Source organism: Paenibacillus sp. J22R56, assembly GCF_056269375.1.
The window spans coordinates 158,312-180,296 of the sequence record NZ_JBWDNV010000007.1 but is presented as its reverse complement, the minus strand read 5'-3'; the positions used below and the strand labels follow the sequence as shown (position 1 = coordinate 180,296).

The following is a 21,985-nucleotide window of genomic DNA, read 5'->3' as shown; positions in this document are numbered from 1 at the left end:
AATGACGCTGGAACAGTATTCTGTCCGGCAAATTAAAGGCGTGAGCGCTCCTAAGGAAGAAGAGCTTCACGCCTTTGGCGTACAGACAGTCGCCGATTTGCTGGATTATTTTCCATTTCGATATGAGGATTATCGTATTCGTGAGATTGCTGAAATCAAGGATGGCGAGAAAGTAACGGTGCAAGGTGTCATTCGTGGCAACGCTGTGCTGCAACGCTATGGGAAAGGCAAATCCCGCCTGACCTGTAAGGTTGAGGTTGAGCATATGCTCGTGACGGCAGTTTGGTTCAATCGTCACTTTCTGCAAAATCAGCTGACACCTGGCCGGGAGATCGTCTTGACGGGCAAATGGGAGCAGCAGCGTCTGCATATGACGGTGTCGGAATCCGAATTTGCGGACAAGTCAACCGGGATGGTGAAGTCGGGAACTTTGCAGCCGGTCTATTCGGTAGGCGGAGGAATCACGCAAGCTTGGATGCGCAAGACGATTAAGCAGGCTCTTATGCAGTATGGCACGATGATTGAAGAAGTGCTGCCGCATGAGCTTGTGGAGCGCCACGGGCTTATGCCAAGACGTGATGCCGTGCAGCGTATTCATGACCCTGGAGAAGTGAAGGAAGGGCTGGAGGCGCGCCGGCGCATGGTATATGAGGAACTATTCCTATTCCAGCTGAAGCTGCAGGCTTACCGTGCCTTGACCCGTAAACGTGGTGACGGTATCGTTCATCAGGTGAATGGGGAGACCATACGGAACTTTGCGGCTACGCTGCCCTTTGAGCTGACGGATGGTCAGAAGAAGGTCGTTAATGAGATCATGTCCGATATGAGGCAGCCGGCTGCGATGAATCGGCTTCTTCAAGGTGACGTAGGATCGGGTAAAACGGTAGTCGCTGCTATCGCATTGTATTGCACGATTAAAGCTGGTCACCAAGGGGCGCTGATGGTGCCGACTGAAATATTGGCTGATCAGCATCTGCGTTCGCTGCAGAAGTTATTCGCGGGCACGGGTATTGAAGTTGGACTGCTGACAGGCAGCTTGACGGAGAGGAAGCGCCGTGATGTGCTTGCAGGGCTGCAGATGGGCATGATTGATATTATTGTCGGTACCCATGCGCTTATTCAGGACGATGTCTTTTTCCGCAGCTTAGGACTGGTGGTTACGGATGAGCAGCATCGATTCGGGGTTAATCAGCGGAGTGTATTGCGTCGCAAAGGGATGAATCCGGATGTATTAACGATGACAGCCACTCCCATACCGAGAACGCTCGCCATTACCGCTTTTGGGGATATGGATGTATCCACGATTCGTGAGCGTCCGCATGGACGGAAGCCAATCAAGACGTATTGGGTGAAACATAGTATGATGGACCGCGTCCTTGGATTTATCCGCCGTGAAGTCGATGAGGGGCGTCAGGCGTATGTCATTTGCCCGCTGATTGAGGAATCGGACAAGCTGGACGTGCAGAATGCGATTGATCTGTATGTGCAGATGCAGCAGGCTTTTCCCGATTTGAAGGTGGGTCTCCTGCACGGCAGACTGTCGGCTTCGGAAAAGGATGAGGTCATGGGCGCGTTTGGTGCTAACGAGACGCATCTGCTGGTAGCAACGACGGTTGTTGAAGTTGGGGTTGACGTTCCGAATGCGACACTGATGATCATTATGGACGCCGAACGGTTTGGGCTGTCGCAGCTTCATCAGCTTCGCGGTCGTGTTGGACGTGGTGCGTATCAATCATTCTGTGTTCTCGTTGCGGATCCGAAGTCGGAGAACGGCCGTGAACGGATGAAAGTCATGACCGAGACCGATGACGGCTTCGAGGTGTCGAGGCGTGATCTCGAGCTGCGTGGACCGGGGGATTTCTTCGGGACAAAGCAAAGTGGCCTTCCTGAGTTTAAGATTGCCGATATGGCAGCGGACTTTGAAGTGCTGGAGCTGGCTCGCGATGATGCAGCAGAATTAACGGGGCGTGATGATTTCTGGACGAATCCGTTATATGAACGGGCACGTGTCCTGCTGCTGAAGGATCAAATTTTTCAAGGGGAACAGCTCGACTAAGCAACATCTTACTTCCAACGGCATATAGTTAAACGATCGAATCATCGGAATGCCGGATGGAGGTGTCGAGGCCAGTGAGTTACCAAAAGTACGGCATTCGACCGCAACTGGTCGAACGCGTCAAAGTCAAACTAAAAAATCCGGTCGTAAAGGACCGGATGCGGCTGCTGCTGGGCAACGTGACAAAGTATGATCTGCAGGACCGGGTAAAGGTAAGGAAGCTCGTAAAAAATGCGACGGCTATTTTACAGGAACCTCTAACGGATATCCAGGAAGAACAGATTATTGATTTTGTGCTTGGGCAGAAAATAGACCCAAACAACACCTTCCATTTGCTGAAGCTATGGGGGATGTTTCGCTGACCGCTTGCGGTCGGCTTTTTTTTATTTGTTCACAGTAGAGATTTTAACAAATGGTTTTGGCTTGCACAGGGATCTTGCCCTGCATGATGCGGCTGCATTGGATTTCCTCCAATGAGAGTGGATTGCAATGGAGATATTCGGACGCTACGTTGGATATTCTACAGTAGAATCGCGGAATTAAGCTTCTTGTTGCCAAAAAGTGGACTTCTGTCAATTTTGTAGACACTTATTTATGAAACTTGGAGTTTCTGGTAGTACAATTTTTCGAATGAAACCGGGGATTTGTAGCCAAGTGTAGAGTGAATGCGAATGCGGTTATACTCAAGTTCAATATATCCATTAAGCGCCTTATAGGCTTGTTTACGAGTACGGAATTTCGTTTGGTAAACAAGCTCTTTTTTCAGCACGCTATGGAAAGATTCGATGCATGCATTGTCATAGCAGTTTCCTTTGCGGCTCATGCTGCCGACCATTTCATATTGCTCTATTTGTGCACGGTATTCGTTTGAAGCATATTGAGATCCCCGGTCGGAGTGGTGAATCAGTCCTGGGCCAGGGTTTTCTCGTGTATATGCGTCTTTTAAAGCAGCCAGTGTAAGTTTCCTTCGTTATACGCTCGCTCATAGCCCAGCCCACTATTTTACGAGAGAACAGCTCCATTAGGGTAGCTAAATAAACCCAACCCTCGGATGTAGGCACATAAGTAATATCTGCGACCCAAGCTTGATGTGGTTTGGCTACCTTAAACTCTCTATTCAGCACATTTTCATAAACCGGCAGGGTATGTTTCGAGTTGGTGGTCGCTTTGTATTTCTTAACGACACACGAAACCAAGCCCATCTCTTTCATGAGCATTGCTACTGTTTTTATAGCTATGATCCAGCCTTCTTCACGTAGCTTCGCGGTTATTTTGGGGCTTCCATACCGGCGTTTAAAGCCTTCAAAGTGATAACGAATACGTATTCTTAGGCGTTTACGTCGTTTAGCGCGAGAACCTGGCTTTTTATTTAGCCATTTGTAATAACCGCTACGGGATACATCCATCACACAGCACAACTTCTCCACCCGGTACTTGAAGCGGTACTTATGAATGAATGCAAAGATTAGTCCCGGTTTTTGGTGAAGAAGTGCATAGCCTTTTTTAGGATTTCATTCTCCTCCTGTAGCTCCTGATTTTGTTGCTCGAGCTTCTTTAGGCGATCATAGTCCACCAACGGCTGCGTACTCTTGTCTTTCTTCTGTTCACTGTAGGCTTGCTTCCAGTTACTTAGTGTAGTTACCCCTATATCTAATTCACGGGATAACTGGGTTAGGGTTTTCTTTGTTTCAACTAGATGTTCGATCGTTTTACGGCGGAATTCCTCGCTGTAGCGTTTACGTTTTTGCTCCATATCTACACCTCGATTGTTAGTTGTATTGAGTATACAAGTTTCCAATAACGAAGTGTCTACTTTTTAGTTTAAGTCCAAAGCAGCAGAATACAATGTACAAAATCCATGTATTTCACGTTACGGTCGCCAACTCCACATTATACTGTACGAATTCCAATCTTCTGCTGAAATGGGAGGGGCTTCGTGATGACGCATTGGAAACTATCTATTTAAAGCTCTCACCACAGATGAAGCTGGCCTCCAGGAGTTACGGGTTCAATGCAGTCGGCTGTGTCATTCTTTACGCTTCCGACTGCGGAAGATACGGGATAAGCTTCGAGTTCTTCCGCTGCGTACGGTACGAAAAGACGGCTTAGCGCCTGTGGGTCCTGTACCGAACGGTCCAGCCAGAGAGACTCGTCCTCTTGGCGCAGAATGACCGGCATCCGGTCGTGGATTGGAGCCATCAGTTCATTAGGCGAGGTCGTCATAATTGTGCAGCTGCTGATTGTCGTTGTACCATCCGGAGCAAGCCAGGTCTCGTAAAGTCCGGCCATGCTGAAGATCGAGCGGTCTTTATGGACAATGCGCATCGGTTGCTTGCCGACGTCTGTCTTTTTCCATTCATAAAACCCGTCTGCTGGAATGAGGCAGCGCTTGCGGCGAAGCGGCGTCTTAAAAGCTGGCTTCTCGGCAGCCGTCTCAGAGCGGGCGTTCAGCATTTTGTTACCGATCTTCGGGTCTTCCGCCCAAGGCGGAATAAGTCCCCATTGCAGCTCACCAAGGCGGTTGCGCTGCCCGTCATTAATAATAGCAAGCACCTGCTGGCCGGGTGCTACGTTATATTTGGGCCGATGATAAGGTACCTTCGTATCGCCAATCATATAACGAATCATCAGCTCCTCGAGCGATACCGTGATCGTATATCTCCCGCACATGGCAAGTCCTCCTCGGTTCGTTCTTTATCCTTTTATTATGCATGAACAGGCTGTCTATCGGCAAATACTTGTGTTACCAAGATACTGAAGGAGGGCGGTCGATGCTAAGCGGAAAGAGGAGGCGCGGCCGCCGGGACTTTGGCCAAAGTAGAGGGAAAAGGAGCGGCCTCAGTAAAATCAAACAGCTCTTCTCGCTGCCTGCCGCGGCATGGGACTATGCTGTTGGCAAGTGGCATGGCATGGAGGCTTCGCATGAGATGCTCGCTGAAGCTGAGCCACTGCAGATAGCGGAGGATGCTGCTTCGGAGCTAATGGCTGCCTGGCTGAAGCTGGAGAAGCAGCCTACTGATGTGGATGCGGGGATAATTGGCAGCGGGAACGACGGGGGTAGTGAGAATAGTGAGGCTCCGGGGAAAGCTCCGGCTGCGACTTCTACGCAGGGGTGGAGTGGGGAGGAGAGTCTGCTCATCGAGCGGATTAAGGCGGAGACGGCACGCCTCAACCGTAATAATGTGACGCGCACGGAAGCCTACCGCCTGATGTATAAGCATCGTCCTGAGCTTCATTGGGCGATGCTTGCCCATCTTGTCTCCCGTAACGGCGGCTGGAACATGACCGATCTGGAGGGAGAGTGGCTGCCTCATCTGCTGCCTGGCAGCAAACGCAAGGACGTATTTTTACTGCTGGAGCATGCCAATTCGTTTATATTCGGTGATGCTTATCCACAGTTATTGTTATATGAAGAAAGCATTCATGCAGAGCGGCCGCTCTTTCATTTGCTCCCCGCTTTTGGGGTAACACGATTCATGCGGCCTGTGTGGGAGCAGTTCTGGCGGCGGCGTGATCCTGTTCCGCTTACCGTTGCGCTTATTGTGAATGAGCAGCATTTTATCGAGCAGCGGGTTGTGCAGGATGATTATTTTCGGCGGAATGTGATCGATACATTCTTCTTCGGGATGCAGTCGCTGCTGCAGCTGAATGCAGTCATGTTCCCGTACCATTCGGACGATGAGCTGCTTCTCGCGGGACTTATTATGGAGCATTTCGATGACTTGTCCGAGCGGATTGAGTTCGGTAAAGCTTTGTATGCGATCTTGTTTGGCGTACCTCGCGTGCGCGAAGGGGCGCTGGCTTTTGCAGATATAGGGCGCCATACGGGCTCGAGGGTAGACTATGCGCCGCAAATTTTTGCCCGGGTGCGCCGCGATCCACCGTCCGCATTGTATAAAGAGCGTCTGCTTGGCGGCAAATTGCTGCCGGGAGTAGCTCCTTTATATAGCCCTGAGCTTGGTGACGCCTGGGCTGACCAGACACTAGAGGCGCCGGCACGAGGTGATTGGTTCCACTCTGCCGCAGACATTGCGCCGTACTTTCGCAAGCTGAAGCTGCCGCGCAGCTTCGAAATGACCAATGAGTACGGCCTCTTGCTGAACAAGATCGAGCTTGCTGTTCTCGCTGCCCAGCAGCTGAGACTGGATGGGCAGGGAGCTGGAAGAGCAAGTATTCCGGATGATCATGGGCACAAAAAGTAGAGGCGATTGCATAGATCGGTTGCCTTTTGTCTATTTAATAAGAAGATAATATGAAGTAACTAAAAATTTAAGATTTTCCCTCTATGATGGGTGCATGTAAATATGCATGTAAATAAGAGAGGGGAAGCACGATGCCAGCCAATCAGGGTAAAATGAAAATTATGCTCAGTAAAGTCCCGGAAGTGACGATCTACTTCTGGATTATTAAGGTATTATGTACCACGGTAGGTGAAACATTCGCAGATTTCATCAATGTAAATCTGGGATTCGGATTAACGACCACAACAGTAATGATGGGAATCGCCTTTTTCTTCTTTCTGTTTCTTCAGCTTCGGGCAACGAAATATATACCCGGCATTTATTGGTTTACCGTTGTGTTCGTAAGTGTATTTGGCACATTGGTAACCGATAATCTAACTGACGGAATCGGAGTGCCGCTTGAGACCAGCACCATTGTGTTCAGTGTGTTATTGGCACTAACCTTTCTGCTCTGGTATCTTAGCGAAAAAACGCTGTCCATACATTCCATCTTTACGAGAAGAAGAGAAGTTTATTACTGGCTTACGATTCTGTTCACCTTCGCACTTGGTACAGCTGTCGGTGATTTGTACTCTGAGCAGCTGGGGCTTGGGTACTTGAAGACAGGAATTATAGTCGCTGTTATCATTGCTTGTATTTTTATCGCATGGAAATTAAAGCTAAATGAGATATTAGCTTTTTGGATTGCTTATATTCTCACCCGGCCGCTTGGAGCATCCCTTGGCGATTATCTGTCCCAATCGAAAGTCAATGGCGGTTTGGATCTTGGTACTACGGTTACAAGCGTTATTTTCTTAGCAGCGATTCTGGTGATTATCGTGTTCCTTGCAGTGACCAAATACGACATTGTTAACAAAACAGAAGCCGCTGAGGTCATCCCATCCAAAGGAAATCCGAGACTGGTATGGACACAAACGGTTGCGGTATTAGCTGTTTTCTTAGTCGTAGGAATTGGCGGATATGTGTGGTGCAGCAATAACACTATCCCGCAAATTGAAGCCTCACAAACTACGCTGAGCGGACAATTATCGGACTTCGTACAGATTGAAAGTGATATGGTGAGCGATATTGCTGCCGATGATTTCAGTAATGCGAGTTCGAAAGCGGACCAATTGGAGCATGATTGGGATAAGGCAGAACCAAAGCTCAGAAAGATCGACCGAAAAACATGGACCAAAATTGACGGGACAATCGACGATGTTTTGGCAACGGTTCGTTCGAAGAACCCTAGCGCAAGCAAAAGTAAATCCATGCTGGATGAATCCCTGAGTGTAATTCAAGCTGCTAACTAATAATTTGAATGAACGGCCGTCTGTTGCAGACGGTCGTTTTTTTGTAGGCTAGACTGACCTCAAGATTAAAGATTAGGACGGAGGATTCAATTGAAGTACAGGAATCGCTTGTCGCGAATATTTCACATGATCTGCTGACGCCGATCACTTTCATTTGCGGGTATCGAATACTTTGCCATATCTGCCGGAATAGACGGGCTTGCCGAAGGCTGTTTCCCATTGCTGCTGAAGCCGGATGGATGAGGTATTCGGGGTAATGAGATAATCCGGTCGATCAGCCTTTACGATCTGAGGAAGCTTGTCCGAGAATCCGTACATGGAACGCTCGAACGCATTCCAGCCAAAGATGCCTTTGGAAGCCTCTGTAATAAAAGGATCCTGCCGGCCGTCACATAATACGTCAGCGCCGCGGTACATGGCATAGCCGGACGTTCCGTATGTCGAGATGACTCTCGGAGGCGCTCCTGAATCGGTATGCGCAAGAATATAATTCATTTCGTCCACCGGATATTTCTCTCCGTTAACTTGCGGTGGATTGGCGAATACAAGCACTGCGTTAATGGCAAGACCGGCAGCGAGTCCCATAGCGGCAGTTGTCGGCTTAAACGGAAGGCGCAGCTTGGCAAGTGAATGAAGTCCATAAGTATAGGGGATCACGGTTGCGGCAAAATAGGGCACAAACAGCCATAGAAATAAATTTTGCTTGATATTGGTTACGCCCAGGTAGGCGATGCCAATCATTAATAGTATCCGGAACATTTTTTTGTGCAGGGCAAATGGGATGATGTAGGCAAAAAAGATCAGCATCAGCACAATCGGAATGTTCTCCCAATTCATGAAGTCAATCGGCTTCCATTCATTGATGAGATGGTTGTAATGATGCTGTGTCACAACAAGCACGTAGGTGATGCTTCGGAAGCCGCCCGGATTCAACATGCCGGCTAAGGCAACCGCTCCGTACATCATCACGTGACGCCAGCGCATAGATCTCTCCCACAAGGTCTCTATGATCTGCATGCCGGAAAAAACCGCAATCACCGGCCATACACCGGCATGGATATTGGCAATGGCACAGGATCCGAACATCATCGCAATGCCGTAACGGTAATGATTCGTCATCTTGAATTTTCTCATCCACACGAAGTACCAGACGATTAAGAAGGCGGAAATGATCTGGGGCCGGCTTGTAAAATAGCAGTAGTAGATCCATAAGCCGACTAGTACTAATAAAAAAGTACAGACAAACGGCATTTCTCCTAGACCTAGCTCTTGTCTGGAGATCTTCATTAACTGGAAGAGGCCAATCATCAGGAGCGCGAAGCTGACTGCTGTAAGCAGGTATGTACCGGGCCAGCCAAATGCCTGGTAAAGGGCCGCTTCAATGAACTCAAAGCCGTACTCATGAGGGATATAAGGCAGGTTGTTCCCGTAAAACGTATGGATGGCGTGATGGAGCACCGTTTTGTGGTCGATCATATACCGGCCGTTCTCGATATGCCAGAATGTATCTGGATCATTATAGGAATTGGCCGGAAATAGGAACAATAAGATCAGTGTGATCGCTGCAGGGACAGCTATTCGTAAACGGCTCATCCCGCACTCACGGATGCGATGAAAAAGTGGAATAAGATTGACATCGGATCATAACTCCTTTGCGTCATTTTCATCCCACTGTACCAAGATTTTCTTAAAATTTTATTAACTCTTCAACATGAGGGAGCTAGGAACCATTGAACATTTTTCACAGCATTCCACTAATTGCTTCACTTGCAGCTATCATTACCGCTCAAGGCTTGAAGATTCCCCTTGGATTTATATCGGACGGTACATGGAATCTATCGCGGGCTATTGGGACGGGAGGGATGCCGAGCTCTCATTCTGCAGCCGTGGTATCACTGGCAACGGTTATCGGAATGAATGAAGGATGGTCCTCCTCTATGTTTGCGATCTCCGCCGTCGTCAGTGCGATCACGATGTATGATGCTGCGGGCGTTCGCCGTCATGCAGGCATGCATGCTACATCCATTAACAGGATTGCCAAGTCAATCAAATTTTTGCATCCTCATTCATCCACGGAATTGAAGCATGATGATGAGTTGAAGGAGCTGCTCGGCCACCGTCCAATTGAAGTGTTCGGAGGCGCTGTATGGGGCGTGATGGTAGGTCTTGTTATGTATTATTTAAGTACCACATCCAATTTCTGAACAAAAAAACACCGCGCTGAAACGGTCAGCTGGCGGTGCTTGCGGAAGGTCACTTAAACATGTGTGAGATATATTTGGCGATGCGGACGCTGATCTCGGCGCGGGCGGCATCACGGATCATGGAGAAGCGATCATCGTAGCCGCGGCAGACAAATTTATAATGGATCGCTCCATGCTCGCTGTCGCTTTCTTCGAGAAATACACGGATATTTCGCTCTTTGAGCGCCTTGCGGACGGCGGTTAAGTCATTGTGAATATGACCCATTAAGACGCGGGAGGCTTTCATATACAGCTGCTTCATGGAGTAGGGAGACAATTCAATGTCCTTGCAGTTCTTATCCACGATGGTCAGCATCATGGGGAGCAGCACATAGTCACGAATAAGCTCAAGCTCCTCTTTGCTCGGAACGGGGACAGGTCCGGAAGCTTTTGGCGTCTCGCGCCGCTGCAAATATTGCTCTCGATGTTCGGGCAGCATCATCCGGCTGGATTCCCAGCGGCCATTGCCTTCCAGTTTCTTGCTCATTTGTAGTGTCCTCCAATTTTGACGCTGCGCTCACGGGCCTGGGCTGCCTCTAGCAGCGAGGAAGCCCGCAGAATCGAGGTCGTTCCGAATTTATGACGGATCGCATCCGTGACGCGATCCAGCTTTCTTTCTTTTTCCCTGTTGCCGAACAGAGAAAGTTGGTATTGATCGTCAGGTACCAGCTTAGATAACGTAACGCCTAGCTTGCGGACGGGGAGACGATCCCAATGCGCATAAAATAACGTCCTCGCCGCAGCAAATACTTCCTTCGTAATATTAGTCGGATCCGGCACCGTCATCTGACGGAAAAAGCCGGTTGGCCGGTCGAAATCCGCCCCTTGCGCGCCTGCTGCAACAACGCTGCCCATATAGCCCTTCGCGCGGCTGCGCCGGCACACTTCTTCGCTTAATTCCAGCAGGACAACGTCGATTTCCTGCGGCTTGCTGTAATCACGGGGCAGCGTCATCTGATGACCAACTGCTTGCTGCGCGTCATGCGTGCTTGGTTTTACCGGGCTTGGGTCAATGCCGTTCGCGGTCTGCCAGAACAATTCGGCTTGAATATCGCTGTTACGGCCCATCCGCGCCCGCAGCTTGCGCTTGAAATCCGGGAGCGGGAGCCTGCCGAGATCTCCAATTGTAGAAATCCCCATCCTCTCGAAATGTGCGGTCATCCGCGAGCCAACGCCAAACATTTTGTTCACAGGAAGCGGCCATAAGAGTGATTCAACAGCTGTTTTCGGGAGCGTGAATACGCCGGCTTCGTTCTTTTTCGCCCAAATGTCGGTGGCCATCTTGGCCAGAATCTTGTTGGAGCTAATGCCAACTCGGGCCCATACGCCAGTGTAGAGCATAATCTTCGTCTGGATTTGCGTTGCGATCTCATCGGGCGTCCCGAAGTAAGATAAAGAACCGGTGACGTCCAGGAACTGCTCGTCGATGGAGAAGGGCTCCACCAGATCGGTAAACGAGCGGAAGATGTCGGTAATCATAAGCGAGACTTCGATGTAAGCCTGCATGCGTGGTCTAATAATGACAAGATGCGGACATTTGCCAAGCGCCTCGCCAAGTGTCTCGGCGGTCGTGACGCCGTACTGCTTCGCAAGCGGACAAGCGGCCAAAATAATGCCGGAACGCCGCGAAGGATCGCCGGCAACGACGACCGGATCGTTCTTATATTCGGGATGTGCGGCCTTCTCGACGGACGCGTAGAACGACTGGCAGTCAATCAGCATAATGACACGTTCCATAATCCCCACTCCAATACAAATACGAAAGTATGTTCGTATCTTATTATATACCGAATGTATGTTCGCTATGCAAGGGATATTTGGAGGTAATTTAAAACAGTTGGGGAGAACACATATGTGACGCCAGAATTATTGAGAAGAGTACCAAAATTATTGGGAGAAAAATTTCAAAAATAGTGATAAAATAGGTCTAATTGTATAATTATGCGTATATATGCATAAATTAAACCGTAGGTGATTTAGGGAATTTTTGGAATATTTTGAGGAGGATAACCTTGTGTATTGAATTAGCTCGTGCCGATACGGTACGGGCTTTATTTTTTGTGATTGTCAAATGAAGGGGAGGCTTTTCCTAGAATTATATAATTTTCATAATAGTTCATTGGAATTAATGAAACATATGTTTGGAAGGAATTGGACGAAGTTGAGTGGAACTATGTAGATAATTTAGTAGCCTCGTCCGCAGCGCGTCCCTAGTGACATGGCAATGGTTAATGGAATCCATATGAATGGCAACGACCTGGGTGTATGGCGCGTATCGGATTAGCTCGATTACGTTATCTTCATCCATCGTAATCACGTCGCCAACGGCAAACCTGGCTCCGCCTGCGTTGACGATTGTCATATCGGGCTTATAGGTATCAAGCGCTTTCTTCACATCTTCACACCAAATGGTATCTCCTGCGATGTACAGAGTGGGCTCCCCTAATGCTTGGAAAATGAAGCCGGACACATGCCCCATTTTCTGACCGATTTCGCCTGTCCCATGTTGACCGCTCGTACGCTGGATGGTTACGTCTCGGAAGGTCGCTGAGGTATGAATCTCCGTTATGTTGGTAAAGCCAGACGAACGGATAGCGTCGCTATCTCCCTGTTGGCAGAATATAGTCGATGACTTCGGTAGTGTCTGCATTGCTGCTTCGTCCCAGTGATCGCGATGCAAGTGTGTGACTAGTACGGCGTCCGGAGAGAGCCATGTATCTAGTGCACTAGGTAACGGGACGAGCGGATTGCGCCGTTCGTCGCAGGAATTGGGGATCGGTGGATTGACAGCTTGATCACTAAACATAGGGTCTAACAAGAAGGTCACTCCCGCATATTCAATCCATAAAGTTGCATGTCGAATGAGTTGAATGTTCATCTGATTTTCCTCCCAAAAAATTGATCTGTAATAATATTGATTTTAGCAATAGTCACTAGCTCGATACATAACTTGATGAACGAATTAAGGCGGGTTTGCTTACGTCGTGAAAGGAATGAATGCTAAATGGCCAACCAAGCCATTGACGATATTGATCTGAGTATTCTGCAAGCTTTGTTAAATAACGCGCTCCTTACCTACAAGGAGATCGGAGAGATCGTCCATCTCACAGGGCAGGCAGTTGGCGCACGGGTGCGAAAGCTGGAAGACAGCGGCGTTATCGAAGGTTATACACTGCGTTGGAATCCCGAAAAGATTGGTTTCAATGTTCATGCCTTTCTTATCGTCTTCATGAACTCAAATCAAGCACATCAAACCTTCCGAGACTTCGTCCAGTCGTCTGAATCTGTAGCGGAGGTGCATCGTGTAGGTGGTGAAGGCTGCTATTGGATGCGCATCCGGATTAGAGACGGTTCTGAACTGAACAAACTATTGGAGGAAGTGCTGAAGTTCGGCAATTATAAGTTGAGCCTTTCGATCGATCAGGTCAAGTAGACGGCCGTGAGAAAATGGTTAAAAGGATGCGATACGAAATGATTACAGATGCTCATTATTATTTCTTTCTTATTGTATTTTAGTTTTTTACGTAAGCGTCAATAGAGAACTATTTACTCAACTAACGTAAGATTGATAGTTCAGATCAACACGACAGCAGCCGGCACGTCATCGGTTGCTTTTTTTGTTGAAGGCGCGCCCAGAGGCACGCATCTTCTAGCCGGTGAGAGTCCGGTCATGGGAGGGGCCAAGCCCCCATGTAGCTAGGATGCCTGCATTCGGCGAAAGTTGGGTGTAGAAGCGCATCGACAAAAGCTCTGTCGGAGACAGAGCGAGCGACATACCAGGCCGTAACATAAAGTGAATCCTGCCGCGTCGTCAAAAAGGCCTCGCAAGAGGGACAAGGGGGAGCCGAACCTTGCTTCAATAGGTGAAGGCCATGGAAACTGCTAAGTACTTGGAGCGGCAGTGAAGAACCCTCCGGCGTAAGGGGATCGGCATGGTATGAAAGAGGATGCAGTGAACTGGGGAGACCCTCCCCTGCACGGCGTTTTTTTTTCTAACCCGTAGCGAAGTGATCTATAAGTCCAAAAGATGAAATGATTGACTTGCAGGAAGGGAGTCCGAGGGGCTCATAGTACCGATGAACTGCAGGACAACACAACCTGCAGGAGGGAAGGGGCCCTGCTTTGTTCATGTTTCTTAAGGAGGTACAAGTTAGTGAATGCCAAAAGGCTAATAACACCAAAGGAAAACGTTCAACAACTCCAAGAGAAGCTAGGTCATGCGGCCAAGGAAAACAAGAAGCGAAGATTTCATACTTTGTACGACAAGGTGTACCGAAGGGATATTTTATGGGAAGCATGGCGCCGAGTATGTGCAAATAAAGGGGCAGCTGGCGTGGATGGACAAACCTTTGCAGACATTAAGAGACAAGGTGAAGCTCAGTTCATAGAAGAGTGCCATCGAGTGTTTAAGGAAGGGAGCTACCATCCCTCGCCGGTTCGCCGGAAGTACATCCCCAAGAAGGATGGCAAACAAAGACCGCTCGGATTCCAACTATACGTGATCGAGTCGTGCAAATGGCAGCTAAACTTGTCATGGAGCCTATCTTTGAAGCGGATTTCCAAGAAAGCTCATTTGGCTCTCGTCCAAAACGCAGTGCAAAACAAGCACTGGAACGAATTCGGAAGGGTTGCAACCGTAAAGGCAATTGGGTAATCGATGTCGACATCCAAGGCTACTTTGACAACATCAATCAAGAGAAGTTAATGAAGCTGATCGCTATGCGAATCAGTGATCGTCGTATCTTGAAGTTGGTGAGGAAGTGGCTTGGTGCGGGAGTATTGGAAGAAGGAAACGTTCGTAGGTCAGATTTAGGGACACCGCAGGGCGGAGTGATCTCGCCGTTATTAGCAAACATCTATCTAAATTACTTTGATGTATTATGGGAACGACATGGAACACAAGCAGGAGAACTGACGCGCTACGCAGATGATTTTGTGGTAGTGTGCAAGACGAGAAAAGATGCGATTCGATCCTATGAACTCATACGAAAGATCATGGAAAGGTTAGAACTAACGCTACATCCAACAAAAACCCGAATTGTGGGTCTGTGGACGGGTGAAGAAGGTTTTGACTTTCTAGGGATGCATCACCGTAAAACCAAAGCGGAAACGTCTAAAGCACAGGTTTACTACACCACGAAGCAATGGCTAACAACAAAAGCGGAGGCGCGGATTCGTGAAGTGGTGAAAGAACGACTTGCACCGCCTAGCATGAGAAAGTATTCCTTTAAAGAGCATGTTACATGGTTAAATCCCAAGATCCATGGCTGGCGGAATTATTACTACACGGCTTACAGCCATAAGAAACTGGCCAAGTTGGACTGGTACATCTTACAGCGAATCACAAGATGGTATGCCAAGAAACGGCAACGAGCAAGATGGCAAGCATCCTATCCAGAGGTTAAACATCTGTCGATAATGGATGGATTAAAGACGCTTTTGTAATCTGTATGCACATGAAAGACGAACATCGGAAAAGCCGTATGAGGGAAAACTTCACGTACGGTTTGATGAGGAGGGGCTGGCAAGTCCAGCCCTTTACTCTAGTAACGGAGTTTAGTTCCAATATGTGGTATTGTAAGAGGGCGCGAAGTAAAGATTTTGAGGGAAAAGCTGATTGAATGGGGTGGGGGAGTTTTGTCTTATACAATAACTTGGTCTCATTTGAATGAGGCAGATCTATCGGCATTACGCTACCGAGGGAGTTGAGAACAACAAAAAAGGCAGCTGATCCAGAATGTGATCAGTTGCCATTTTTGTTGAGGTAAAGGAAGGGATAGTTTAACTCACTTTGACGTGTTCGGTTATAAAGGAAAGGCTTCGTGAGCTCAAGTTGCCTTTGTAAATCAATTGTATCGTTAATTATCGAATCTACATGAACAAGCCGCAGACTTAACCTGCTAAGAGGACCGCTGTGAGAAAAACGAGCTGCAGCAATGTACGGACAAGCAGCTTAGGTGTAGGTCTTCCACCGATAGTTAATCCTTCCAGGGCTGCCCTTACATTGGCGGGAAACATGGTCACGAGTAGAATCGCCAAACAGATGGAAGCCGCGTGGGAGGTAGCGGGGAACAGAATGCCCAAGGCACCCGCAATTTCCAGCCACCCTGTGGCCGTCACAATCCAATTCGGTTTTGGAAAAGCAACCGGGATCATCCGAATGAGATCAGGCCGTCTTTTTCCCCAGTGGGCGGAAGCTGTAAGCAGCAGCATGACGGCCACTGCTCCCTGAAGCGGAGTATGCCAATTGTCGAAATAAGACCAGCCGAAAAGCCCAATAACCCAGAACAGCAGAAACGAAACAACAAGCGCAAATAAAGGTGCCATTTTATCCCTCCGTTTAGAAGCTTTTCGTTATCATGAGAAATAATATGATGATCGGCAGCAATGTCGCGGGAATTCCGAAGATGGCCCAATAGCGGGAAGCTCGATGATACTCATTGGAGATGTTCCCACTTTCAATGCATTGAGCGCTATGACGGATCATTCCGCGCTGCAGTGGAATGAGAATGGCTAACCAGATCACGCCGGTAACGGCAAATAAAATCAGCGATAGCGAAAGCCAATTCAGCCCCGACAACGACATTTTCGCCTGTACGGCCATCACAATACCCGAGACAATGATGAGCGCGAGACCCGGAAGCGTAAATACATAATCGGCAAGCATGACATTTTTTACCGTGCTGTGAATGACGGCCGGGTTTTTCGACAAATCCGCACGAACTTTCCAAAATGCTGCAGTAATGATATTTCCTACGAATACCACGACTCCAACTAGATGCAACGTTAACCACAAGTTCATGATACATTCCTCCTTTCTATCTCTATTTATCAGGATTTTAAAATATTGACCATAAACGACGAATAATCTTGAGTATTGAAAGAAACCGAAGCTAAAGGAATAGAGGATCGGATGCGCAATCCGAGTGTAAGGAGGACGAACATTTCGGCTGTTTTATCCGTATCAATCGATTCCGAAATAACCCCGTGCAGTTGGCCGGTCAATATCCATTGCTTGGATAAATGCAGAGACCGCTCATAATACTGATTGAGAGTTTCCGCGACGATAGGTTGATCTTCCTTTCCAAGTAAATAGATCAGCACCTTGTTCGTTACATCCTGAGCATCTTCCAGCATGGTAAGATTGTCAATGATCTTCTGCATGGGTCCCTCGAGCGTCTTTTCACCTTGTTCCACTGCGTTCATAAAATGATCGTTTGTCTCTTCAAGCCGCTCCTGCAGCACCCAGGCAAAGATCTCATCCTTGCTCTTCACGTAATGGAAGATAGCGCCCTTTGACAATCCCGATTTTTCCATGATGTCCTTCATAGTGATAGAGTGACACCCTTTTTCCCGTATCAGCTCTTTGATCGAATCAAGCAGCAGCCTGGTTGTTTGTTGCCTACGTTCCTCATGCTTCAAAGTAATCCCTCCGTGTTCTTTTAACGATTGATTAGTGTTATTATTTTCATTGTAAAAACCGACCATCGGTTTGTAAAGGGGGGTTATCAAATATTAACTCATTATTTATTTGTAGCAGGTTATTGGAGAGATTCTACATGGCTAGAGGTGAAACTACGCTATGGAATGTTTTAATACTTATAAAAGTAATCCAAAGGACAGAAGGGAAACTGCTCATTGGTTAAAAAGTTCAAAAATTAAAGTTCAAGCAGCATTCAATGCTGGGGAGTTGCTTAAAGCATCTTTTGTAGTAAGTACGTCTTCATACAAAATATATGAAGCATTTTGGCTAATAAATAATAAACCAATGCCACCAAATGGCGGAGTTCTACCGCATCTCAAAGAATTAATAGTAGGCTTTTCTTATTTAGAAAAGTGGAAGGATAATTTATTTTTAGGTACTAATGAAGTACGAATAATCACTGCACTTGAAATGATCGACTTCGTTATACCATTATTGGAGCAGGAGTATTAAGCTAAAGGGAAACATTAGGTGAACTATCCAGGGAGTAGACTGCCGGCGCAGCTGCTCCCTATTTTTAACTAAAGGGCAGGATAGTTCCAATATGTGGTAATATAAAAGTGTGTTGGGAATTTATATGAATGTGCCAACTTAGTGGAATTATTGCAATTGAATATAAATTTTAAAAAGAGGCGATGTAATGATATTTTTCGAGAAAACAAATAAAGTGTCCAATTTCTTATTTGGAATATTTGTACTATTTCTCATTCTGTCTGTAGTCTTCTTTGCAAGTAGCCAATTTACAGAGGTTCTTTCGGATAACTTCACTAATGATCTAAGAGGAACAATCTGGATGTTAGTTTGTATTATGATTTCAATTTCTTCGTTGATTGCTGGAGTATCACTTAAGTATTTGATAAAAGAAGCAAATAATGAGATTCAATTACTTGAAGATAGAATGAAGAGGGATAAAATTTAATTTATATTTGAGGGATTCGGTTCTCGGTCCTCCAAATTGATGGCTTAAGCTAACTGGGAACTATAGCGTAAGTACACGACAGCAGCCGGCGAACAACGTTTGGTTGCTTTTTTGTTGAATTAAAGGGCTGGATAGTTATAGATACAAATGGTTCCTCATATGGAATAAGTAAATTGGATGATAAATTCATAAAAAGAAATGAAATGGAGGCGATAAAGAATGGAGTCGACATGCGTCTTTTGTAACATTATCAACAGAAAACTTCCATCAAGAGTAGAGTATGAGGATGAACACGTCATCGTATTTCATTGTAAAGACCGTACAGCCCCTATCCACTTGTTAGCCGTCCCAAAAAAACATATTCCAACCGTAATGGACGTAGAAGAAACTGATTTGCCTATTATTGTTCACATTCACAAGATTGCACAGCAAATGTACCTCCAATTTAACCTCGATGGAATGAGTTTGAATACGAACTGCAGAGAAAAAGGCGGGCAGGACGTATTTCACCTTCATTACCATATCAAGGGATGGGAATAATTTAAATTTATGAATTCAGATGCTGTTGAACTAACTGGGAACGTTAGTTTAAATAAGCTACCAGGACGAAGTTGCTGGCCAGATTGCACTTACTACTCGAAGGACAAGTCAATCCTATGATGCTATTGGATATGAGAAGTTGGCAAAGCAAAAACAATTCACGTTAGTTGAACCATAGACTGTTAAGCTACTATTGATTAATGAGAACAAGCCCTGGTAATTACCAGGGCTTGTTCTCATTACAGGGGTACAGCGTAATTACTCTTTTAAGGAATATGACGAAGTACTGGCCGAATATTACGTATGGCTATTTTTCGAGAGATAGAAGTTGCTGCGCCACGATATAGCCCGATCCGCCGTTAATGCCGTGTCCTGGCCATGTGGCAGCACCTAGAATGAATAGATTGGGGATCTCCGTTCGGTGTCCAGGCTGGGAAGGTAGCGGACTGAACAAGTAGCTCTGCGCGAGATCGTGCGAACCGCCATAGGGATCGCCGGGGCCAGAATTTGGATTGAAACGGGCCAGAGTGTCAGGTGTGACGACGGACTTGTCGATGATAGCGCTTGGGATATTCGGAATATGCTTGCCTACAATGGAGATCACGCGTTCTGCAAATCGTTCAGTCAGCTCTTTCGTCCATGTACCGTCGCCGACGTCAATTTGACCAGCAGCATCGCCACGGGGACGACAAGGAACCTCAAGGACTTGGAGTCGCATGATCGCTTTGCCTACTGGCGCTCGGGTCGGATCGAGATTCGTAGAGCAATCGACTGTAAAAGTTGGCTTGGCCGGCAGAAGATCGGCCATCCCTTGCGCAATGGCTTGGGTAAAGCCATCTAGCCCATCGGTCAGGTGGGGCTGGCCGACTCTGGCAAACCGAGAATCAGGCCATTTTGGGGCATCACTCAGGGCGAGATGAATCTGAACGCAGCCTCTTCCATAGCGGAATCGCTTTGCTTGACTGCGAATATCAGGACTGACTTGCGTATCGGCCAAGAGCGACAGGTACAACTGGTCCGGGCCGGTGGAGGCGACGACAGCATGCTTCGCGTGGTATTCTTCGCCTTCCGCTGTTTGAACGGCGACTGCCTTGCCGTCTTTGACTACAATCCGCTCGGCTCGCGTACTCGTCACGATCGTACCACCTTGGTCCAGTACCAAGCGAGTCAAAGCCTGCGCAAGCTTCTCGCTGCCTCCTTCGGGGATAGGCATTCCGCCACCCATCAGAGCCATCGTAGTGAGCGGCACCCAGATGCCGCTACCGACTTCGTCCGGCGTACGGCCCAGATGCGTTACCCATGATGCTAACATGGCGCGCATGACCGGCGACTGGAATTCACTCACCGTGTTGCGGGCAGTGGAGAAGAGAGAAGCGGCGAAAGCCGAGTAGCCTTTGCCCCCAGCACGGTGGTCATATAGTAACTTCTGGAGGATCCCAGTAGCTTTTTGACCAGATAAGTCTAGGTTGAACAACTCGAATACGTTTCCCGCATACGGTGTAAATGCTTCGAACATCCGTCCTAGCACAGCGCCATCACCGCGGGCCAGACGTTCTGCTTCGACGGTAAGTCCCTCGACTGAGCGTGCAAAGACGGCTGTCTCACCGTTCTCCATCGAAACGCCGGTTGGCAGATCTGTGTTCACGTAACGCAGTCCTCTCGCTTCGAGTGCTTCCCTGAAGTCCGCATAAGCAGGGCTGGTCAGGAACAAGGGGTGGGCAGCGGCATAGACGTCATGCTTGAAGCCAGGCAATGTCAACTCTTCAGTACGCAAAAATCCTCCTGGGCGGTCGTTCTTCTCGAGTATTAGGACGCTTCTTCCCGCACGCGTCAAATAAGCGGCCGCTATTAACGAGTTGTGGCCACTTCCAATAATGACTACATCGTACTTGCTCAACATCAATTCCTCCCTCCATGTCTTATAACCAGATTCAGTTTAATGCAAGTGAGCAACGAGGGGTGGCGCTTGCTGTCGATGATCCAAAATTATTCTTAAAAGATTTCCTAACTAGCTGTTTCACATTACAATGGTGTGATAGAAATGGATACGGACTATCTAGTGGAATTATTGGTTCACTTTTAGGGATCATAGGTTCGGCTGCTTTTATTGAACTAAAGGGCAGTTTTGTGTAAAGAAACAAAAAAATTGCCTATAACATATAGGACGTTCTCATCGTGTTCTGCTTCTTTATCTCCGGCTACGAACATAGAGCATTACAAACATGTTGTTTTGACGAATTCGATTTAACTACTAAGCTCACGGAGGGCGGTTCGGTTGAGTAAAACGAAGATTGTAATCATTGGAGTTGGTGCAGTCGGAGCGACGACGGCGTACACATTGTTACTAAGGGAGCGTGCGAATGAGCTGGTACTCATTGACGCCAACCAAGGCAAGGCGAAAGGCGACGCCATCGATATGAACCATGGCCTTCCATTCTTAGGGAGAACGAAGGTGTGGGCTGGCGAATACGAGGATTGTCGTGATGCTGACATTATTATCATCACGGCAGGCGCTGCACAGAAGCCAGGCGAGACGAGAATTGATCTGTTGAAGAGGAACATCGCCATATTCGAGAGCATCATGACAGAAGTGCTAAAGTACAATCAAGACGGCATTCTGCTGATCGCCTCCAACCCAGTGGACATTATGAGCTACTTCTCGTGGCGGAGGTCTCAGTGGCCCTTTCAGCGGGTCATCGGTTCCGGCACGCTGCTTGATAGCTCACGCTTTCGTTACTTGATCGGAGAAGAGCTTGGCATCGACCCGCGTTGTGTGAATGCCCATATCATCGGTGAGCATGGCGATTCTGAGCTTCCGTTGTGGAGTCTGGCCAATATTGCCGGAGATCGCATTCCGCTTGATGAAGTGACAAAGGAAAGAATTTTCACGAATACTAGGGACGCCGCCTACGAGATCATTTCAGCGAAGGGGGCTACCTACTACGCGATAGCCCTTGCGCTCGACCGAATATGTACCGCAATTCTTCGTGACGAGGGCGCTGTTCTTAACGTCTCGACGCAACTTCAAAATTATCACGGGGTATCGAATGTTTATCTAGGGGTTCCTTGCGTCGTGGATCGCAGCGGCGTTCGCGAGGTGCTTAAGCTAAAGATCTCGAAGTCAGAACGCGAGCTACTTCATCGGTCGGCGCAGAAACTGAAGGAACTTATTCAATCCATTAATGTATAAGGGAATGAGCCTGATGGCAGG

General features: G+C 47.8%; 19 protein-coding genes and 1 pseudogene. 10 read left to right on the top strand and 10 right to left on the bottom strand.

Annotated elements, in window-relative coordinates:
* Position 1: 1 nt before the first annotated feature.
* Together recG and AC0YNT_RS17925 are read left to right on the top strand one after the other, a co-directional pair.
* The gene (recG, locus tag AC0YNT_RS17930) at positions 2–2,056 is read left to right on the top strand and encodes an ATP-dependent DNA helicase RecG (RefSeq protein ID WP_475805880.1); all 2,055 of its coding nucleotides are present in this window, start codon (positions 2–4) and stop codon (positions 2,054–2,056) included.
* Positions 2,057–2,130: 74 nt separating this feature from the next.
* Positions 2,131–2,418 carry a stage VI sporulation protein F gene (locus tag AC0YNT_RS17925; protein WP_475805879.1) on the top strand — a complete coding sequence of 96 codons (288 nt, stop codon included), beginning with the start codon at positions 2,131–2,133 and terminating at the stop codon, positions 2,416–2,418.
* Positions 2,419–2,648: 230 nt separating this feature from the next.
* Here the strand turns inward: AC0YNT_RS17925 and AC0YNT_RS17920 are convergent.
* Positions 2,649–3,809 (bottom strand): annotated as a pseudogene (locus AC0YNT_RS17920) (IS3 family transposase).
* Positions 3,810–4,027: 218 nt separating this feature from the next.
* A complete protein-coding gene (locus AC0YNT_RS17915; protein ID WP_475805878.1) occupies positions 4,028–4,726 on the bottom strand; it encodes an SOS response-associated peptidase in 699 nt (232 codons plus the stop codon).
* Positions 4,727–4,827: 101 nt separating this feature from the next.
* On the opposite strand from AC0YNT_RS17915, the gene AC0YNT_RS17910 reads away from it, so the two are divergent.
* The gene (locus tag AC0YNT_RS17910) at positions 4,828–6,258 is read left to right on the top strand and encodes a DUF2515 domain-containing protein (protein ID WP_475805877.1); all 1,431 of its coding nucleotides are present in this window, start codon (positions 4,828–4,830) and stop codon (positions 6,256–6,258) included.
* 131 nt (positions 6,259–6,389) lie between these two features.
* The gene (locus AC0YNT_RS17905) at positions 6,390–7,589 is read left to right on the top strand and encodes a COG4705 family protein (protein WP_475805876.1); all 1,200 of its coding nucleotides are present in this window, start codon (positions 6,390–6,392) and stop codon (positions 7,587–7,589) included.
* A 150-nt stretch (positions 7,590–7,739) separates the two neighbouring features.
* Here the strand turns inward: AC0YNT_RS17905 and AC0YNT_RS17900 are convergent, their stop codons facing one another.
* Complete coding sequence (locus AC0YNT_RS17900; protein WP_475805875.1) at positions 7,740–9,182, bottom strand: hypothetical protein; 1,443 nt, start codon at positions 9,180–9,182, stop codon at positions 7,740–7,742.
* A 137-nt stretch (positions 9,183–9,319) separates the two neighbouring features.
* Between AC0YNT_RS17900 and AC0YNT_RS17895 the strand changes: the two genes are divergently transcribed.
* Positions 9,320–9,793, top strand: coding sequence for a divergent PAP2 family protein (locus AC0YNT_RS17895; protein ID WP_475805874.1), 474 nt, complete (start codon positions 9,320–9,322; stop codon positions 9,791–9,793).
* A 49-nt stretch (positions 9,794–9,842) separates the two neighbouring features.
* Here the strand turns inward: AC0YNT_RS17895 and AC0YNT_RS17890 are convergent, their stop codons facing one another.
* The 3 genes from AC0YNT_RS17890 to AC0YNT_RS17880 all read right to left on the bottom strand — a co-directional run bounded on the left by AC0YNT_RS17890 (position 9,843) and on the right by AC0YNT_RS17880 (position 12,710).
* Positions 9,843–10,319 (bottom strand): YhjD family protein, encoded by a 477-nt coding sequence (locus tag AC0YNT_RS17890; protein ID WP_475805873.1) that lies wholly within the window; start codon positions 10,317–10,319, stop codon positions 9,843–9,845.
* On the bottom strand, positions 10,316–11,569 hold the full coding sequence (locus AC0YNT_RS17885) for a DNA polymerase IV (RefSeq protein WP_167278031.1): 1,254 nt from the start codon (positions 11,567–11,569) through the stop codon (positions 10,316–10,318). Before AC0YNT_RS17885 ends, AC0YNT_RS17890 begins: the two co-directional genes overlap by 4 nt.
* A 388-nt stretch (positions 11,570–11,957) precedes the next feature.
* Positions 11,958–12,710, bottom strand: a complete 753-nt coding sequence (locus AC0YNT_RS17880; RefSeq protein ID WP_475805872.1) for an MBL fold metallo-hydrolase — start codon at positions 12,708–12,710, stop codon at positions 11,958–11,960.
* Between the two features lie 126 nt (positions 12,711–12,836).
* On the opposite strand from AC0YNT_RS17880, the gene AC0YNT_RS17875 reads away from it, so the two are divergent.
* Together AC0YNT_RS17875 and ltrA are read left to right on the top strand one after the other, a co-directional pair.
* Positions 12,837–13,265, top strand: a complete 429-nt coding sequence (locus AC0YNT_RS17875; protein WP_475805871.1) for an Lrp/AsnC family transcriptional regulator — start codon at positions 12,837–12,839, stop codon at positions 13,263–13,265.
* A 1,082-nt stretch (positions 13,266–14,347) separates the two neighbouring features.
* Positions 14,348–15,277 carry a group II intron reverse transcriptase/maturase gene (gene ltrA / locus AC0YNT_RS17870; protein WP_475805870.1) on the top strand — a complete coding sequence of 310 codons (930 nt, stop codon included), beginning with the start codon at positions 14,348–14,350 and terminating at the stop codon, positions 15,275–15,277.
* 447 nt (positions 15,278–15,724) lie between these two features.
* On the opposite strand, the gene AC0YNT_RS17865 is transcribed toward ltrA, so the two are convergent.
* Genes AC0YNT_RS17865 through AC0YNT_RS17855 form a run of 3 tightly spaced genes read right to left on the bottom strand, consistent with a single transcriptional unit; the run spans position 15,725 to position 17,254 of the window.
* A complete protein-coding gene (locus AC0YNT_RS17865; RefSeq protein ID WP_475805869.1) occupies positions 15,725–16,159 on the bottom strand; it encodes a DoxX family protein in 435 nt (144 codons plus the stop codon).
* 13 nt (positions 16,160–16,172) lie between these two features.
* Positions 16,173–16,634, bottom strand: a complete 462-nt coding sequence (locus AC0YNT_RS17860; protein WP_475805868.1) for a DUF2269 family protein — start codon at positions 16,632–16,634, stop codon at positions 16,173–16,175.
* A 29-nt stretch (positions 16,635–16,663) separates the two neighbouring features.
* Entirely contained in the window at positions 16,664–17,254 is a 591-nt protein-coding gene (locus tag AC0YNT_RS17855; RefSeq protein WP_475805867.1) for a TetR/AcrR family transcriptional regulator, read from the bottom strand.
* Positions 17,255–17,414: 160 nt separating this feature from the next.
* Between AC0YNT_RS17855 and AC0YNT_RS17850 the strand changes: the two genes are divergently transcribed.
* On the top strand, positions 17,415–17,768 hold the full coding sequence (locus tag AC0YNT_RS17850) for a DNA polymerase subunit beta (RefSeq protein ID WP_475805866.1): 354 nt from the start codon (positions 17,415–17,417) through the stop codon (positions 17,766–17,768).
* A 685-nt stretch (positions 17,769–18,453) separates the two neighbouring features.
* Positions 18,454–18,774 (top strand): HIT domain-containing protein, encoded by a 321-nt coding sequence (locus AC0YNT_RS17845; RefSeq protein WP_475805865.1) that lies wholly within the window; start codon positions 18,454–18,456, stop codon positions 18,772–18,774.
* A gap of 307 nt (positions 18,775–19,081) precedes the next feature.
* On the opposite strand, the gene AC0YNT_RS17840 is transcribed toward AC0YNT_RS17845, so the two are convergent.
* Complete coding sequence (locus AC0YNT_RS17840) at positions 19,082–20,674, bottom strand: phytoene desaturase family protein (protein ID WP_475805864.1); 1,593 nt, start codon at positions 20,672–20,674, stop codon at positions 19,082–19,084.
* A 375-nt stretch (positions 20,675–21,049) separates the two neighbouring features.
* Here AC0YNT_RS17840 and AC0YNT_RS17835 point away from each other — a divergent pair, with 375 nt between their 5' ends.
* Entirely contained in the window at positions 21,050–21,964 is a 915-nt protein-coding gene (locus AC0YNT_RS17835) for an L-lactate dehydrogenase (RefSeq protein ID WP_475805863.1), read from the top strand.
* The last annotated feature ends 21 nt before the right edge of the window (positions 21,965–21,985 follow it).

What these genes read in the sequence shown, in the direction of transcription:
- recG (WP_475805880.1), top strand. Translation starts at nt 2, where the DNA reads ATGACGCTGGAACAGTATTCTGTCCGGCAAATTAAAGGCGTGAGCGCT.
- AC0YNT_RS17915 (WP_475805878.1), bottom strand. Translation starts at nt 4,726, where the DNA reads ATGTGCGGGAGATATACGATCACGGTATCGCTCGAGGAGCTGATGATT.
- AC0YNT_RS17910 (WP_475805877.1), top strand. Translation starts at nt 4,828, where the DNA reads ATGCTAAGCGGAAAGAGGAGGCGCGGCCGCCGGGACTTTGGCCAAAGT.
- AC0YNT_RS17905 (WP_475805876.1), top strand. Translation starts at nt 6,390, where the DNA reads ATGCCAGCCAATCAGGGTAAAATGAAAATTATGCTCAGTAAAGTCCCG.
- AC0YNT_RS17900 (WP_475805875.1), bottom strand. Translation starts at nt 9,182, where the DNA reads ATGAGCCGTTTACGAATAGCTGTCCCTGCAGCGATCACACTGATCTTA.
- AC0YNT_RS17890 (WP_475805873.1), bottom strand. Translation starts at nt 10,319, where the DNA reads ATGAGCAAGAAACTGGAAGGCAATGGCCGCTGGGAATCCAGCCGGATG.
- AC0YNT_RS17885 (WP_167278031.1), bottom strand. Translation starts at nt 11,569, where the DNA reads ATGGAACGTGTCATTATGCTGATTGACTGCCAGTCGTTCTACGCGTCC.
- AC0YNT_RS17880 (WP_475805872.1), bottom strand. Translation starts at nt 12,710, where the DNA reads ATGAACATTCAACTCATTCGACATGCAACTTTATGGATTGAATATGCG.
- AC0YNT_RS17875 (WP_475805871.1), top strand. Translation starts at nt 12,837, where the DNA reads ATGGCCAACCAAGCCATTGACGATATTGATCTGAGTATTCTGCAAGCT.
- ltrA (WP_475805870.1), top strand. Translation starts at nt 14,348, where the DNA reads ATGGCAGCTAAACTTGTCATGGAGCCTATCTTTGAAGCGGATTTCCAA.
- AC0YNT_RS17865 (WP_475805869.1), bottom strand. Translation starts at nt 16,159, where the DNA reads ATGGCACCTTTATTTGCGCTTGTTGTTTCGTTTCTGCTGTTCTGGGTT.
- AC0YNT_RS17860 (WP_475805868.1), bottom strand. Translation starts at nt 16,634, where the DNA reads ATGAACTTGTGGTTAACGTTGCATCTAGTTGGAGTCGTGGTATTCGTA.
- AC0YNT_RS17850 (WP_475805866.1), top strand. Translation starts at nt 17,415, where the DNA reads ATGGAATGTTTTAATACTTATAAAAGTAATCCAAAGGACAGAAGGGAA.
- AC0YNT_RS17845 (WP_475805865.1), top strand. Translation starts at nt 18,454, where the DNA reads ATGGAGTCGACATGCGTCTTTTGTAACATTATCAACAGAAAACTTCCA.
- AC0YNT_RS17840 (WP_475805864.1), bottom strand. Translation starts at nt 20,674, where the DNA reads ATGTTGAGCAAGTACGATGTAGTCATTATTGGAAGTGGCCACAACTCG.